We start from the raw sequence: 15685 nt of genomic DNA, 5'->3' as shown, positions 1-15685 counted from the left end.
GGGCCACTCTCGCTGAGAGTTATGGCGCCTCATCGAACAGACGTTTCATCTCGTTGTGAAGCTTCAATCCTCTAACCCTGTTACGCACCGTCTCACTTGTAAGGTCGAAGGTCTTGGTCGTACTGCCGTCGACCATGATTAGTTCAATTCGCCCGAACCTATCAGCGTGCTTGGCCGCGAATTTCGCCAAGCCTGCCGCCTTCGCCGGCGCGTCGGCAAGGCTGATCGCGTGAGGGTCAATGATGTCGACGATCAATTGGCCGTCTTTGTCCCGAACTACGAGGAAGTCCGGATACATCGCCCGATCTTCGCCGTCGACATCGTATGGGACGCAAAGCGCCCAAGGTTTACGATCGACATTACGCAGCCAAGCTGAAACATCGCTCCGTCCGATTTCCTGGTTGAGCACGGCCCTCTCAACGTTGTTAAAATCGGCTTGGTAATCACCGTCCGCAGACACGTACAGATGTTTCGCCCAACGTCCGTCCGATGCCCGTGCTTGCAGGGCAGCCGGATAGACAAGAGGGGACAGCTCCGGGCTGGCTGCCAGATTTCTGATCTCGGTATATTGTGCGCGGCTACCTTCATCGAGGCCAGAAATTGCTGTCCGATGGGCTGATAGCCAAGACTGCACTCGCTCCTGGGCGGAGGACTCAACGCGTTTTATGAGACTAGGATCGGTGCAAAGAGCAAACAACTCAAGCTTGGCCTTCTCCCGATCAACTGAGCCGTTATTCACTCGGTCGCGCCACCAGATTTTGTGCAACCCCTCATTGAGTCTTCTGCCTGTAGCTTCAAACAGATCTTCGACATTCTCAGCAGCTATGTCGATTTCGGTCGAGCTTCCCGTCCTTCCAGCCAGCGCTCCCACGTCCCAATTTATAGCCTCAATCGCGATGCGGCGCTTACCCTCAATCATTTCTTTGAAACGCGGATCGTTCTTTTGCCGTTCATATTCAGCGTTAAGAACACCGGTCAGCGTATCTCTAGCGGTCGCTACGGCATTCACATCAATGCCGTCGTTTGTAAGCAAACGGGCAAACTTCATAAGACGTCGTACCTGGTTCGCTTTGCGACGTCTCGGGACGACATAGCTCGGCAGAGCCGAGAGAGCGGCAAAATATCTGTCCGACTCAAGTGCTCGCTGCAATTCGACAACATCATCGCTCTTCTCGATGTCGATTGGCGGAGCTCCGTCGTCCGGTTTCGACAACTTCGAGATGATCCGTTGGAGCGCCTTGGAGTCGTAATGCGGAAGATACAGGGGAACGGTATTAAGCAACTCGTTATCGACGATGCGCCGGGCAAGCGGCGCCCGCACCATTCGGCCGACCAGTTGAGCGATGTAAGTAAAGTCAGCGGCCGTGCGGAACGACATCATGACTTCTGCTCGCGGGCAATCCCACCCAGTATTCAAGCTGCTCTTAAAAAAGATAACACGGACATCGAAATCATTCTGAATCTCCGACGGCGCGATATAGCGGACCTCGTCGGCACCGATCGTAAGCGTGGTACCTTCTTGAAAAGAGTGTGCAAACGCTGAACTAACAAAATCGCCCAGCTCGTTTCGAAGCATGCGGATAGCTTCCGCTATATCAGTTTCAGAGATTGCCCCCTTGCTCCCGGAATCCTCTACTTGGACTATTAAAAGCGGCTGGACGGTGAACTCTTCCTGCGCTGCGCAGTATCCGGCCCATTGTGCTGTAAACCTCTTGAGCGCGCTCGCTGCCTCACGCAGCAGCGTCATGTCGGCAGGCTGTTCACGCTTGGGATGATGCAGGACGATTGTATCTTTAATAAGCCCCGACTCGCGGACGTCCGCCACATCGACATCGACGGGCCTATTGGCTCTACTGGTTCCGACAATCAGTCGATTAAAGCGCTCGGGAGTGGCAGAGATGCCAACCACGATTGGAACAGCTGGGACCTCGCCTGGTGAGCCTTTAATGAACTTTTGAACGATTGTCGCAGCTTCTTCCTGTGCCGTTTCCTCGATCATGCCGCGATGAGCTTCGTCGATCACGACGAAGAATTTACCAGGGAGCATATCGATCGTGTTCCTGATCGTCTCCCAAAAGCTGTATGTTCGTTTATCGCCTGGTGTGATGAGATTCTTTTCTTTCCCGAGCTTCTGAATATTTATGAAGTGCACGGCACCAGGTATGAGTGTTTCCTCATCGAACGATGCATCGACAACAACCAGCTGCTCGCTCTTCAGGATCGAGCTAGTTGCAACCATCTTCTTTCTGGTTTGCTCATTGAGTTGCGGGTCATCCGTGACCCAAAGGAACGTTGCGTCCTTTATCGGCACATGCTCGTCGTCGCCGTCGAGGATGAGTTCGATAGCACGCGTCAGCATTACCGTCTTTCCGGAGCCAGTCGTTGATGACAGACAAACGGATTGTCGATCGCCAGAAAGCGAGTCTCTCGATGCGCCGCGAAGATGCCGAACAAGCTTGCTTACGGCAGCTTCTTGGAAATCCTTGAGGATGATCTTCATAAATTACGCCGCGTATTAATCCTGAAGTTGCGTAGATAATCTCGATATAGCATCGACGTGATTAATCTTCCTGGGAGTGCTGCGCGCATTTCAGCGAACGCGTCCTCAGAATCTGTGACAATCCAGACATGAGTGATGTCGTTGCGATCGTGGATTGCCTTGCTAAACGCACGGAACTTTTCCTCTTGCAAGAGGATGGCAAAACAGCCTTCTGGGGGCACCAACATCTCAGCCTCGGCCGGAGACTTCGGTCTCTCTCCAAGACCGCCCGCTGCCAACCACAGCGACGGAAATATGGCTTGGAATTGCGTCCCTAAGTCCACATCGTCAGGATCCAGATAATCGACCCGAAAGAACTCTATGTTTTCCTCGAATCCGCGCGCGAGAGGACGACCATCGATATGTCGGCCTGGCACGGGCTTCCCGTCTGGACGTTTCCCCGTTACGACGGCTTCGCATCGAGGGCGGGTCACCAGTGAAAAAATCCCCTGTGCCTCAAACTCTGGCTCGCCACGGTATATCCCTTGCGAAATGAGCCTTTTTACGAGCTTTTCCTCGACCTCATTGTTCGTCACCAGAACGCTGCGCCTTTTCCCGTCGTCCGCCGCATTCAACAGGCATGTGGCATGAAACGTGGTGCCGGAACCTGCGAAGAAATCGAGGATCAAGGCATTCGGGCGGTTGCGTACGACGGTCGCCAGCGCGTCTTGAACAGCATAGACGGATTTTGGGAACGGGAAGAGACCCCGCTTCCCCAACAGGTTGTTGACCACGTTTGTGCCATGAACGCCGGCGTCATGCCGCTTTTCCCACCAAACCGTTTTGTTGCGCAGAAATTCCTTCTTGAGTTTCCTATGATTAAGTGTCCATGATTTGGCTTTCTTATTGAACGAGCCAACCACAATCTCGCCAGCATCAATATATCGCTGCATGGTTTCGCGCGAATAGCGCCAAACTCGCTCATGCCCATCGTTGTCAATGGGGTATACACTTAGATAATTCGACTTCGAGATTTTCTGATAGGGCTCGTCTTTGCCCAACAATGGACCGATTCCCTCAACCATCTTTCTGACGGGATCAATGTAGATGGCGAAGAATTGGTTGGGCCTCTGGTGACGGTAGCTCGATTCCTGGCCACGGCGACGCAGGAACCAGTCCTCGTACTCCGGCGGAGTATCGTCGCTGTTATCCATCTCGAGTTCATCATCATCGCTAAGCGTGTCGTCCTCAAAACTCGCCTCAATCAAATCGAGCTCGCTCGGGTCAAAGAGCCCGTCATCAAGCATTGATCTCGTAATCAGCCCCTGCCCAACCATCTTACGCAGTAAGCCTAACCCAAGTTGATCAGCATTCCCGTCCTTAGCGTTTCTCGGGCGAGGGACAATCACATCTCGGCCGACGTCGGGAACGACGAAGAATACTTGTTCGTCAACTCGCCCGAAATTCAGCTTATACGTACCCTTGGGGTTTATAACTGCAGTGATGGTGTAACGAAGGTATTCTTTGAACACCTTCTCGAGCAACATTCCGAGATGATGGACCTCATGCTCGTCAATCGTGACGATCAGCACGCCATCGGGCTTAAGCAAGCGCTTTGCGAGCCACAGGCGCTTTTCCATAAAGCCGAGCCATTTGCTGTGGCTCCAAGTATCATTCGAGTCGACATATCGGTTGTTGTACTTCCAATCGCGCGCTCCCGTGTTGTATGGTGGATCAATGTAGATGCAGTCGACCTGCGATTCGTACAGGTATACAAGTAACTGTAAAGTATGGAAGTTTTCACCGTTAATGACGGCATGATAAGGCTTACTTTCCGGACCATTCCTTACAACTCCAACTTAAGTCAGAGCGGGAAAGATAGGATCTCCGAACCGCTTTACGACAAGGAGGTCGCTAAGGGCAGCCGTTTCCTCATCGCCGCCACCCTCGGCCGCCAATCGAGCAGAACGGCGGTTCACCGATATGACCTGATAGCGCCTTCCTTCCGCGTCGCTTCGGCGTTGGACGGTTGCGCCAGGCCGAATCGGAAAGTCCAAAAGTGCAGTTGTTTCCGGCATATGCTCTTCGTAAACAAGACCGAAGCGCTGACGGCGTTTCATGTCTGAAAGCGCGCTTTCGAGCCTTTGTCTTAGTGCCTTGTCCGGAATCTGCGCGACGATGTCGTCAATCCGAGCCATTTTTATGCTGTCGTCTTTTGGGTTCTAGGCGGCATGAAAGTTCACCGTTTGATCGGTTTGAAAAAAGAACGACATTGCTGCATGTCGCTGCAGGACAAGGCTTCGCCGGAGAATTGGGGACCAGATGGCGGCGGAACGCGACCGGCGCGACTGATTCACGATTTCAGCTAAGGACTTAGGCTCCTTGATACACCTTGTCAGATTGGTTGGAACTAGACCAGTCGAGGCATCCCTTTGTGCACAAACTGTCGTAGTCACCCCCACCCGAGCACCTCACCTATCGCCTGCGCCAGCCTCTCCACGCCGTCCCTCGTCTGCGCCGCATCACAGGCCGCATAGCCCAGCACCAGCCCCTGGGTCGGCGCCGTGTTCTGGAAATATTTCGACAGCGGCGAGACGTTGATCGCCCGCCTTGCGGCGGCCTGGCTGACCTCGATGTCGTCTATGCCCTCCCTCAGATAGCCCACCACCTGGATGCCGGCTTCGGCTGGGGAGAGGGTGATCTCGTCGCGCAGGCGCTCGGTCACGATCTCGCGGAAGAGCTGGCGGCGCTGGGCGTAGATGCGGCGCATGCGCTTCAGGTGCCGGCTCATATGGCCTTCGGTGATGAAATCGGCCAAGGCGGCCTGTAGCAGCAGCGGCGCGAACTGGCCGGTGGTGGAGAGCGCGTTGACGATGCGGCCGGCAAGGTCAGGCGGCAGCACCATGAAGCCGAGACGCAGCGCCGGGAACAAGAGCTTGGCGAAGGTGCCGACATAGATGACGCGGCCGGAGCGGTCCATGCTCTGGATCGCCGGCACCGGCCGGCCTTGAAAGCGGTATTCGCCGTCGAAATCGTCCTCGATCACCCATGAATTCGCGGTCTCGGCGATGTCGAGCAGGCGCAGCCGCTCCTCCATGCGCATGGTGATGCCGAGGGGATGCTGGCAGGCCGGCGTCACATAGATGAGGCGAGGCGAGAAGTCCGGCGCGTCTGGACCGTGATGGCGTTTCGTTGAATCGCCGCCACGGTCCAGCTCTTTGTTGGAGCATGATCGTTCTCCGAAAACCGGTTCCCACTTTTTGCTTCCGCTGACCTTCGGTTCGGGATCATGCGCTGACTCTTTGGTGGAGCATGATCTTTCGCCGAAAACCGGTTCCCACTTTTCAGGATCATGCTCCAGGCGCCAGCCGCGCTCCTGGTCGACCGGGATGGGCAGGATTTTGGCGCCGGCCACGGTGAAGGCGGCCTTGGCGCCGTAATAGCCGGGCTCCTCCATCCACACCGTGTCGCCGGGGTCGAGCAGCAGGCGCGCCAGAAGATCGAAGGCGGCTTGCGCGCCGGTGGTGACGACGATCTGCTCGGAACGGCAGCGCACGCCGCGCGCCGACAGGAGATAGCCGGCGATCGCCGTTTTAAGCGCCGGATGGCCGGTGACGTCATAGGTGCCGAACAGCGTCTCGCCGCCATGGCTGGCGCGGCGCGCCACCAGCCGGCCCCAGACGCCGAAGGGAAAGCTCTGCGCATCCGGCATGCCGGGGTGGAAGGCGACGTGCCCCGGCCTGCCGTGGTGATAGGGCTGGCTGAGCAGTTGCTGGCCGCGCAGCGAAGGCGCGCGCAGCGGCACGGGCGGTTCCTCAGCCGGCGCCTCGCGCGGGCCGTCGGGCAGGTCGACGATCACCGGGCGGGCGCCCTGGCGGTTGGCGAGGTAGCCTTCGGTGACGAGCTGGTCGTAAGCGGTGACGATGGTGTTGCGGCCAAGGCCGAGCTCGGCGGCCAAAGCGCGGGTGGAGGGCAGTTCCGAGCCAGGGGGCAGCGCACGGTTGCGGATGATGGCGACGAGGCCATGGTAGAGCTGGCGCGAGAGGTGCTCGGGGCTGGCGCGGTTCACCGCGAGCATGTCGAGCGGGAACGCCTGGGGTTTGGGCTGGGGGCGCATATCTTACCTTGCGCCATAGGGGTAATGGCGTGCCGAGACACGCTTGCCTGGCATCGTCGAGTTCCTTCGCCCCCCTCTCTGTCCTGCCGGACATCTCCCCCTCAAGGGGGGAGATTGGATGTCACGCCGGCTTTCGCCAATCGCCGACGTGGCAAAGGCAAGCGGGGCGCCTGAACTGCCAATCTCCCCCCTTGAGGGGGAGATGCCCGGCAGGGCAGAGAGGGGGGCCTCGCGCCGAGGGTCAATGATTTCGAGATTGTCCATCCTCCCCATCCTGCCACAGCCGCCAACCAACACAAACTGGTTCCTTCATTTTCCCGAAAACTGGACCTCGCGATGGAGACAGAGCGGGATAGACTTCTGCGACTGACGTTGGGGTAAGACGTCGACCAAGACATGTCGGGCAAGGTGCTGGGAGGGCGTCCGGCCGACCAAGAACGGCAGGGCTTTCCACCCGGCCAAGCAGAAACCGCAGCCATCTCCTCCCGAGACCAGACACCCCGCAGCAACCCGGCTGCGGGGCGGAAAGCGAGCAATGACGACAGTACGACTTGGCATCAATCCGATCACCTGGAGCAATGACGACGTGCCGGAACTGGGCGGCGACACGCCGCTCGAGACGTGCCTTAGCGAGACCGCGGAAGCGGGCTATGCCGGCACCGAGCTGGGCGGCAAGTTCCCGCGCGAGGCGCGCACGCTGAGGCCTATCCTCGACCATCACGGGCTGGCGCTGGTCTCCGGCTGGTATGACGGCCGCATCTGCGACAAGGAGGTGGAGGAAGAATTCGAGGCGATCCGGCCGCATCTGACCTTGTTGCGCGACCTCGGCGCCAGGCGTGTCGTCTATGCCGACACCTCGCGCGGCCGGCACGGCGCCATCCACGATCCGATCTCGCAGCGGCCGAAGCTGATGGACGGGGAATGGAAGGCCTACGGCGCCAAGATCACGCGGCTTGCCGAACGTTTCGCCGATTTCGGCGTCGGCATGGCCTTCCACCATCACATGGGCACGATCGTCGAGACCGACACAGAGATCGACCGGCTGATGCATAGCACCGGCGAGGCGGTCGGGCTGCTCTACGATACCGGGCATTGCGCGTTTTCCGGCGGCGACCCGGAGCAGCTATTGCGCCGGCATGTCGAGCGCGTCGTGCATGTGCATTGCAAGGATGTGCGCCCGGCGATGCTGAAGAAGGCGCGCGACATCGACATGAGCTTCATGGGCGCGGTGATGGAAGGCATCTTCACCGTGCCCGGCGACGGCGCGATCGACTACGCCACGCTGCTCAAGATCCTCGCCGGCCAGGGCTACTCGGGCTGGCTGGTGGTGGAGGCTGAGCAGGACCCGGCCAAGGCGCATCCGCTGACCTATGCCACGATGGGCTACCGCAACCTGAAGAAACTGGCGCAAGATGCGGGGTTCTACGTGCACGAGCGCAAGGGCTGAAGACACAAATGGGGCGCAGGCGAGGGTAATGAGTTCGGTCCTGTACCAGAACGTGGTCAAGAATTTCGGCGCGCTCAACGTGCTGCGATCGCTGGACCTTGCCGTGCCCGACCACAAATTCCTCGCGCTGCTCGGCCCATCGGGTTGCGGCAAGACGACGGCATTGCGCATCCTGGCGGGGCTCGACATGCCGAGCGCCGGCAAGGTCTTCATCGGCGAGCGCGACGTCACCCGGCTGCAGCCGCGCGACCGCGACATCGCCATGGTGTTCCAGAGCTATGCGCTCTACCCGCAGATGACGGTCGCCGAGAACATCGGCTATCCGCTGTGGATCCGCGGCACGCCCGACGCCGGGCGCAAGGCCAAGATCGGCGAGGTCGCCGCCATCCTCGAGATTGGCCATCTGCTCGAGCGCCGACCACGCCAGCTCTCGGGCGGCCAGCGCCAGCGCGTGGCGCTGGCCCGCGCTATCGTGCGCGACCCGGCCGCCTTCCTCATGGACGAGCCGCTGTCCAACCTCGACGCACGGCTGCGGCTCACCATGCGCGGCGAGATCAAGCGGCTCTGCCAGCGCCTCAGCGCCACCACGATCTACGTCACCCACGACCAGGTCGAGGCCCTGACGATGGCCGATTTCGTCGCCGTCATGCATGGCGGCGAGTTGCAGCAGATGGCGCCGCCGATCGAGATATACGACCGCCCGGCAAACCGTTTCGTCGCCACCTTCGTCGGCAATCCGCCGATGAACATCCTGCCGGTCGCGCTCTCCGAGCAAGGCGTGATGGCGGGCGGAAAGATCGTCGCGCTGGAGCGGACGCGGCTCACCGAGTGCCGCCTTGCCGAGATCGTCGAGATCGGGCTCAGACCGGAAGATTGCAGCGTCGCCCAATCCGACGCGCCGAACGCGCTGCCGGGTGAAATCTATGTCGTCGAGCCGATGGGCAACGAGACGCTGGTCCATGTCCGCCTGGACGGCGGCAACGTCTCGGTACGGGCCGGGCGCGATTTCCGGGGTGTGGTGGGTGAAAGCATCGGCGTCGCCTTCGACCCGGCGAACGCCTGTTTCTTCAATTCGGCCGGCCTCACCGCCGTCCACAGGGTCAACAACAATGGGAGAGTGAAATGATGCATTCCAGCAGACTTACTCGCCGCTCCGTCATCAAGGGCGGGCTTGGCCTGGCTTTGGCCAGCACGGCCCTCACCACGCTCGGCTTGCCGATGCCGGCCAGGGCAGCCGGCAAGAAAGTCATCATCGGCGCCTTCGCCGATGGCGGCCTGACGCCGTTCAAGCAGAAGATCATCCCGCTGGCGAAGGAAAAGGGCTTCGACATCGAGTTCCTCGAGGACGAATATGGCGTGACCCTGGAGAAGTGGTTCGCCGACGCCCAGAGCGGCGCCGGCCAGTACGACCTCTATCTGCTCGACGATCCATGGGTGCCGCAGTTCGGCGCCGCCAACGTGCTCGAGGATCTGGGCGCCGGCGGCATCGATGGCGCCGATAAGGACTGGATCGGCTCGATGATCGACATGGGCTACTGGCCGCCGCAGCAGGGGCCGCGCGTCAAGGGCTTCGAGAACGCCAAGCCGACGTTGATCTGCGTGCCCTTCGTCGGCGATTTGCAGACGCTCACCTACCGCAACGACGTCTTCACCGGCGGCGCGCCCAAGACCTGGGACGAGGTGATCGCCAAGGGCAAGGAAGGGGTGGCTGCCGGCAAGATCAAATACCCGGTCGTCTTCCGCGGCGTCTCCGGCAATCCGATCGTCACCAGCTGGTATCCGATCTTCCTGTCGTTCGGCGGCGCCTTCTTCGACGACAAGTGGAACCCGATCTTCAATTCAGCCGAAGGCAAGGCATCGGCCGATTTCTTCGTCGGCACGATGAAGCAGAACGCGCCGAGCGGCGTGGTCGAGTTCGACTCCGACCAGGAGGGCGCGGCGATCCTGGGCGGCGACGCGGGCGCCATCATCCAGTATTCCGGCAACGCGCTGAAGGCGGACGATCCGGCGCAGACCAAGGTCGCCGGCAAGCTCGATTTCGGCGTCGTGCCGAAGCAGGAAAAGGCGATCGCCCAGATGGGCATCTTCATCGCCGGCGTGCCGAAATCGGCGCCCAACAAGGCGAACTCGATCGAGTTCCTGAAGTGGTATGTCAGCGCCGAAGCCCAGGCCAAGCTGTCGGAAGCCGGCTCGATCCCGGTCAAGCGCAGCGCCTTCGGCATCGCCAAGCCGGGCAATCGGCTAATCCCGGTCGCCCTGCAGCAGCTCGACGCCGGCGCGCTGCCGCGGCCGCGCACGCCGGACTGGGCGAAGGTCGAGGAACTGCTCGGCATCGAGCTCAACAAGGCGCTGCAGGCCGGCTCCGGCGGCGGCGCGGCGCTGGACACGGCCGCCAAGCAGGTCAAGGACTATCTGACCACGGCCGGTTACTACTGATGCAAAGCGGCATGCAGGCACGCAAATATCGCCTGCAGGGGGCGGGGCTCGACCTCGCCCTCCCCTATCTCATGCTGGCGCCGGGCCTGCTGATCGTGCTCGGAGTGCTCATCTATCCGCTCTGGGATGGTCTCAGGGCCAGCACCAGGGCCTACCGCTATGGCTCGCCGATCTCCAATGTCGGCCTGCAGAACTATCTGCATCTTTGGAGCGACGCGCAGTTCCTGAACTCGCTCTGGGTCACGGTGAAGTTCGTTGCGTTGTCGGTGTCTTTCGAGGCGGTGCTCGGCTTCGCGCTGGCGCTGTTTTGCCTGCACGAGTTTCGCGGCATCCGCCTGCTGCGGACCGTGCTCATCATTCCCATGGTGGTCACGCCGGTCGTGGTCGCCATCGTCTTCCGCCTGATCTACGCCAGCGACGCCGGCATGCTGACGGCGCTGTCGGCGGCGATGGGCGGCGGCGCAGTGCAAATCCTCGGCAATCCGCTCAACGCCTTCATCGGACTGGTCGTGCTGGACGTCTGGGAATGGACGCCGCTGATGTTCCTGATCCTGCTCGCGGGGTTGCAATCGCTGCCGCACGAGCCGTTCGAGGCAGCGCGCGTCGACGGCGCCGGCGCCTGGCGCGTGTTTGCCGATCTCACCTTTCCGATGATGCGGCCGGTGCTGGCGGTGGCGATCGTGCTGCGCACCATCGACGCCTTCGGCACGTTCGACCAGGTTTTCGTGCTGACCCGTGGCGGGCCGGGCGAAGCGACGAGGCTGATCTCGATCTACGGCTACGACACCGCGTTCAAGTTCCAGCAGACCGGATATGCGGCGGCGCTGTTCGTGACGATCGGCCTCGTCGTGCTCGCGCTCGCCTTCAGCGCCATCAGGCTCTTGCGCAGGATCGACGCGTCATGAGCACCCGTCTGGCGCGCATCCTCACCACCACCTTCGTGCTGGCTGTCGTGCTCCTGCCGATCTACTGGCTGGTCTCGACCTCGCTCAAGTCCAACCGCGAGATCACCCAGGAAGGCACGCTCTACCCACATGTTCCGACGCTCGACAACTACGTGCGGCTGTTCACCGAAAAGCAGTTCGGTTCCTACCTGACGAATTCCCTGGTGGTGACATTCTTCTCCGTCGCCATCGCGCTGATCGTCGGCGCGATGGGCGCCTATGCGATCGCCAGGTTCCGCCTGCCTTTCGCCGCGGAGCGCAAGGTCGGCCTGTTCCTTTTGACGCTGCGCATCATCCCGCCGGTCGTCATCCTGATCCCCGTCTACCTGTTGATGCTCCACCTCGGCCTGCTCGACAGCTGGCTCGGCCTGATCGCCACCTACACCGCCTTCAACATCACCTTTTGCGTCTGGATGATGGAGAGCTTCTTTCGCGAGATCCCCGTCGACCTCGAGGAAGCCGCGATGGTCGACGGCGATTCGCGCTTCGGCGCTTTCCGCCGCATCACGCTGCCGCTGGCGGCGCCCGGGCTCGCGGCCACCGCCATTTTCGCGGTGCTGGTCACTTTCAACGAGTTCCTCTTCGCGCTGGCGCTGACGGCGACGCCGCGGGCCATGACCATGCCGCGCGGCACCGCGACGCTGATCGGCCGCATAGATACCGACTGGGCCTCGATGTCGGCCGCCGGCGTCATCGGCGCGCTGCCGATCGTCTTCTTCGCGCTCCTGGTGCAGCGCCATCTGGTGCGCGGGCTGACCATGGGCGCGGTGAAATGAGCGCCGGCCGCGCATGTTGAACCGGCCGTTCCGCGTTGGCGCGGCCCGATAGGAAAGTCGAACGCATGATGGATGTTTGTCTGTTCGGGGTGGGGCTGATCGGCCGTGTGCACGCGGGCAATCTCGCGCGCCACCCGAAGGTGAGGCTGCGCTACATCGTCGATCCCAATCGCGAGGCGGCGGGCCCGATTGCCGCCGCGACCGGCGCCGAGATTGCCGACACCGAGACGGTGATGAACGATCCGTCGGTGAAGATGGTGTTCATCGCTTCGGCGACGCGCACCCACGCCGAGCTCGCCATGGCCGCGGCGGCGAAAGGCAAGGCGATCTTCTGCGAAAAGCCGATCGATCTCGATCTCAAGCGCACGGACGAGTGCTTGGCCGCGGTCGCGAAAGCGGGCGTGCCGTTCCAGATCGGCTTCAATCGCCGCTTCGATCCGAGCTTCCGGGCACTGAAAGAGCGCCTCGACGGCGGTGAGATCGGCGCCGTCGAGCAAGTTATCATCACCAGCCGCGACCCCGAACCCGAAACCGAGGAAGCACTGGCCGGAGGCGGGGGCGTCTTTCGCGAGATGACCATCCACGACTTCGATATGGCCCGGAACCTGCTCGACGAAGAGCCGGTCGAACTTTTCGCGACCGGCTCCTCGCTGGTGGCGCCGCAATACAGGAAGCTCGGCGACTACGACACCGCGATGTTCATCCTGCGAACAGCGTCCGGCCGGCAATGCCACATCAACAACAGCGTCAGGGCTGCCTATGGCTACGATCAGCGCATCGAGGTGCATGGCGCCGAAGGCATGCTGCAGGCCGGCAACCGGCTGCCGACCTCGGTGGAATTGTATGGCGGCAACGGCATATCGCGCGACAAGCCCTACTATTTCTTCGTCGAGCGCTACGCTGAATCCTACGCCGCCGAGATCGATCACTTCATCGATTGCGTCGAAACGGGCAGGAAACCCGCCGTCACCGCGAGCGACGGCCGCAAGGCCATGATCCTTTGCGAGGCGGCTCTCGCGTCGGCCCGCTCCGGCAGGTTCGAACCCGTGATGCCGTAAGCGGATGGTCTGAAGTCAACCAGGAGTTCCGAAATGAAGATCGGCATGATCACCGACAGCCTGGGCAACCTGTCCTTTGACGAGATGCTGCGCGCCTCCGCCGAACTCGGACTGGAGACCTTGGAGTTCGCCTGCGGCAACTGGTCGTCCGCGCCGCACATCGATCTCGCGGCCATGCTGGACAGCGCGGCGACCCGTGCCGAATTCGTCGCCAAGGTCCGCGACCACGGGCTGACGATCGCGGCGCTCAACTGCTCGGGCAATCCGCTGCATCCAGGGCCGCAGGGCAAGCAGCACCGTCAGGTGACCGAGGACACGATCCGGCTGGCGAGCCTGATGGGGATCGATCGCGTGGTCATGATGTCCGGGTTGCCCGGCGGCCCTGGCGATGCCAACCCCAACTGGATCATCACCGACTGGCCGCCCGAATGCGCCGACATCCAGCGCTACCAGTGGGACGATTGCATCATTCCCTACTGGCGCGATCTCGTCGCATACGCGAACAATCTCGGCATCAGTAAACTTTGCCTGGAATTGCACGGTCATCAGGCCGTCTACAACGTCCAGACGCTGTTGCGGCTGCGCGATGCCGTCGGCGACACGGTTGGCGCGAATTATGATCCGAGCCATCCGATGTGGATGGGTGCCGACCCGATAGCCGCGGTGCGCAAGCTCGGCTCGGCGATCTACTATGTCCATGCCAAGGATACGCGCGTCGAGCCGGTGCCGGCCGGCATCGACGGCGTGCTCGATGCGCGCCCGCCGAACCACTATGCCGACAGGGCCTGGAATTACATCACGCTGGGCTACGGTCACGGCGAGACCTGGTGGCGGCAGTTCTGCACCGCGCTGAAACAGGCTGGCTACGACGATGTGCTCTCGATCGAGCACGAGGACATGATGCTTTCGCCGATGGAAGGCATGCGCAAATCCGTGGCGTTGCTGCGCAACGTCGCCATCAACCTTGCTTGAAGGGGGCCAGTCCGAAGCGACGAATGCCGAGCTGCCCGCACCCATGGCGACATGCTGCAGGCAGCCGCCACCGGCGCTGGCCGTTGCGCCGGTTCCGGCGTTCGGCTGAATTATCTCACATCGACCCAGCGCTGCTCCTGGAACGAGCGCGCCATCGCATGCACGGTGCGCTCGATCTCCAGCCCCTCGTCGAAGTCGATGATGCGGGCCGGCTTGCCGGCGATGCGCATCAACAGCTCGCGGCATTCGATCATCTTGAGGTCGTTGAAGCCGAGGCCATGGCCGGGCGCGGGCAGGAACGAATCATAGGGCTTGTGGTGCGGCGCCACCAGGACGGTGCGGTAGCCCTGCTCGGTCGGCCGGTCGGCGGTGAGGTAGAGCTGGAATTCGTTCATCCGCTCCTGGTCGTAGAGGATCGATCCCTTCGAGCCGAAAATCTGGATGGCGATGCGGCCCTTGCGGCCCCAGGCCGAACGGTTGACCAGCAGCGTGCCGGCGACGCCGTTTTCGAGATGCATGAGCACGTTGGCGATATCGTAGGTCTCGACCGCGCGGCGGCCGCCGGAAGCGACTTTGCGATCGGCATAGGGTTTCACCATGTCGCACATGACACGGCTGACACGGCCGAACAGCACCTTGATCAGCGACAGCGGATGCACGGCGAAATCGTCGAGCGCGCCGTAGCCGGAAGCCGCCTCGTGCTTCCAGAAGAACAGCGCTTCCGGGTCGGCCATGAAATCCTCGTCCATCTCGATGCGCACGAGGTTGACGTCGCCGATGATCTTTTCATCGAGCAGCGCGCCGATATGGCGGATGGCGGGGTTCTGGATGTAGTTATAACCAAGCACGGCGACCTTGCCGGATGCCTTGGCGGCCTTCGCCATCGCCTCGGCCTCGGCAAAGCTCGGCGCCATCGGCTTCTCGCACCACAGATGCTTGCCTGCTTCGAGGATGGCGATCGCCATTTCCGGATGGAACTGGTTGGGCGTGGTCAGCGAGACGATTTCGACTTCCGGATCGTTGACCACGGCGCGCCAGTCGCCGGAGCCTTTTGCGAAGCCGAACTCGCCGGCCTTGCGCTTGGCAAGCTCGTCATTCACCTCGCCCAGATGCACCAGCCTCGGCTTGTCGACATCGGGAAAGACGGTGCCCACCGCATTCCAGGCGATGGCGTGGCACTTGCCCATGAAGCCCGTGCCGATGAGGCCCACTCCGACCATGTCGATGTCTCCGCGCCCGAGCAATTCCAGGAAAAGTGTCAGGCGGTTTTCCGTCCGGAATTGCGTCAACAAACAGATGGAGCGGTTCCGTGAAAGCGGAATCGCTCCGGGGAAATATTGATGTGGATGAATTAGTCTATTTTGGCAAGGAATGGAACATCCAAATCATTTTTAATGGTGTTCTTGCGCGGACTCGCTATGATGAGGCAGGAGAGGGACAAACATTATGGGCGCGG

General features: G+C 61.2%; 12 protein-coding genes. 7 read left to right on the top strand and 5 right to left on the bottom strand.

Annotated elements, in window-relative coordinates:
• Window positions 1-19: 19 nt before the first annotated feature.
• The 4 genes from YU3_RS0114990 to YU3_RS41665 form a co-directional block, all read right to left on the bottom strand.
• Window positions 20-2500, bottom strand: coding sequence for a DEAD/DEAH box helicase family protein (locus YU3_RS0114990; RefSeq protein WP_036258523.1), 2481 nt, complete (start codon window positions 2498-2500; stop codon window positions 20-22).
• A complete protein-coding gene (locus YU3_RS0114985) occupies window positions 2497-4224 on the bottom strand; it encodes a DNA methyltransferase (RefSeq protein ID WP_280796557.1) in 1728 nt (575 codons plus the stop codon). Before YU3_RS0114985 ends, YU3_RS0114990 begins: the two co-directional genes overlap by 4 nt.
• A 114-nt stretch (window positions 4225-4338) precedes the next feature.
• Entirely contained in the window at window positions 4339-4677 is a 339-nt protein-coding gene (locus YU3_RS40585; protein WP_156913472.1) for a hypothetical protein, read from the bottom strand.
• A 254-nt stretch (window positions 4678-4931) separates the two neighbouring features.
• Entirely contained in the window at window positions 4932-6596 is a 1665-nt protein-coding gene (locus YU3_RS41665) for a PLP-dependent aminotransferase family protein (protein ID WP_027167020.1), read from the bottom strand.
• Window positions 6597-7131: 535 nt separating this feature from the next.
• Here YU3_RS41665 and iolE point away from each other — a divergent pair.
• The 7 genes from iolE to YU3_RS0114940 all read left to right on the top strand — a co-directional run bounded on the left by iolE (window position 7132) and on the right by YU3_RS0114940 (window position 14229).
• Window positions 7132-8043 carry a myo-inosose-2 dehydratase gene (iolE, locus tag YU3_RS0114970; protein WP_027167019.1) on the top strand — a complete coding sequence of 304 codons (912 nt, stop codon included), beginning with the start codon at window positions 7132-7134 and terminating at the stop codon, window positions 8041-8043.
• Between the two features lie 28 nt (window positions 8044-8071).
• The gene (locus tag YU3_RS0114965) at window positions 8072-9169 is read left to right on the top strand and encodes an ABC transporter ATP-binding protein (RefSeq protein ID WP_027167018.1); all 1098 of its coding nucleotides are present in this window, start codon (window positions 8072-8074) and stop codon (window positions 9167-9169) included.
• Window positions 9166-10479, top strand: a complete 1314-nt coding sequence (locus YU3_RS0114960; protein WP_027167017.1) for an extracellular solute-binding protein — start codon at window positions 9166-9168, stop codon at window positions 10477-10479. The genes YU3_RS0114965 and YU3_RS0114960 overlap by 4 nt, the downstream gene beginning before the upstream one ends.
• Window positions 10480-10490: 11 nt before the next feature.
• Window positions 10491-11384: a sugar ABC transporter permease gene (locus YU3_RS36565; protein WP_198021668.1), complete on the top strand. Its 894-nt coding sequence runs from the start codon at window positions 10491-10493 to the stop codon at window positions 11382-11384.
• Window positions 11381-12199 carry a carbohydrate ABC transporter permease gene (locus YU3_RS0114950; protein ID WP_036258514.1) on the top strand — a complete coding sequence of 273 codons (819 nt, stop codon included), beginning with the start codon at window positions 11381-11383 and terminating at the stop codon, window positions 12197-12199. Before YU3_RS36565 ends, YU3_RS0114950 begins: the two co-directional genes overlap by 4 nt.
• A 65-nt stretch (window positions 12200-12264) precedes the next feature.
• Entirely contained in the window at window positions 12265-13257 is a 993-nt protein-coding gene (gene iolG / locus YU3_RS0114945) for an inositol 2-dehydrogenase (RefSeq protein WP_027167015.1), read from the top strand.
• A 33-nt stretch (window positions 13258-13290) separates the two neighbouring features.
• On the top strand, window positions 13291-14229 hold the full coding sequence (locus YU3_RS0114940) for a sugar phosphate isomerase/epimerase (protein ID WP_027167014.1): 939 nt from the start codon (window positions 13291-13293) through the stop codon (window positions 14227-14229).
• Between the two features lie 110 nt (window positions 14230-14339).
• Here YU3_RS0114940 and YU3_RS0114935 read toward each other — a convergent pair whose 3' ends face one another.
• Window positions 14340-15449, bottom strand: a complete 1110-nt coding sequence (locus YU3_RS0114935) for a Gfo/Idh/MocA family oxidoreductase (protein ID WP_027167013.1) — start codon at window positions 15447-15449, stop codon at window positions 14340-14342.
• Window positions 15450-15685: the final 236 nt, after the last annotated feature.

Origin of the sequence: Mesorhizobium sp. WSM3224 (assembly GCF_000427725.1) — a bacterium.
Taxonomy (GTDB): Bacteria; Pseudomonadota; Alphaproteobacteria; order Rhizobiales; family Rhizobiaceae; genus Mesorhizobium.
This window is presented reverse-complemented; position numbering and strand designations above follow the sequence as displayed.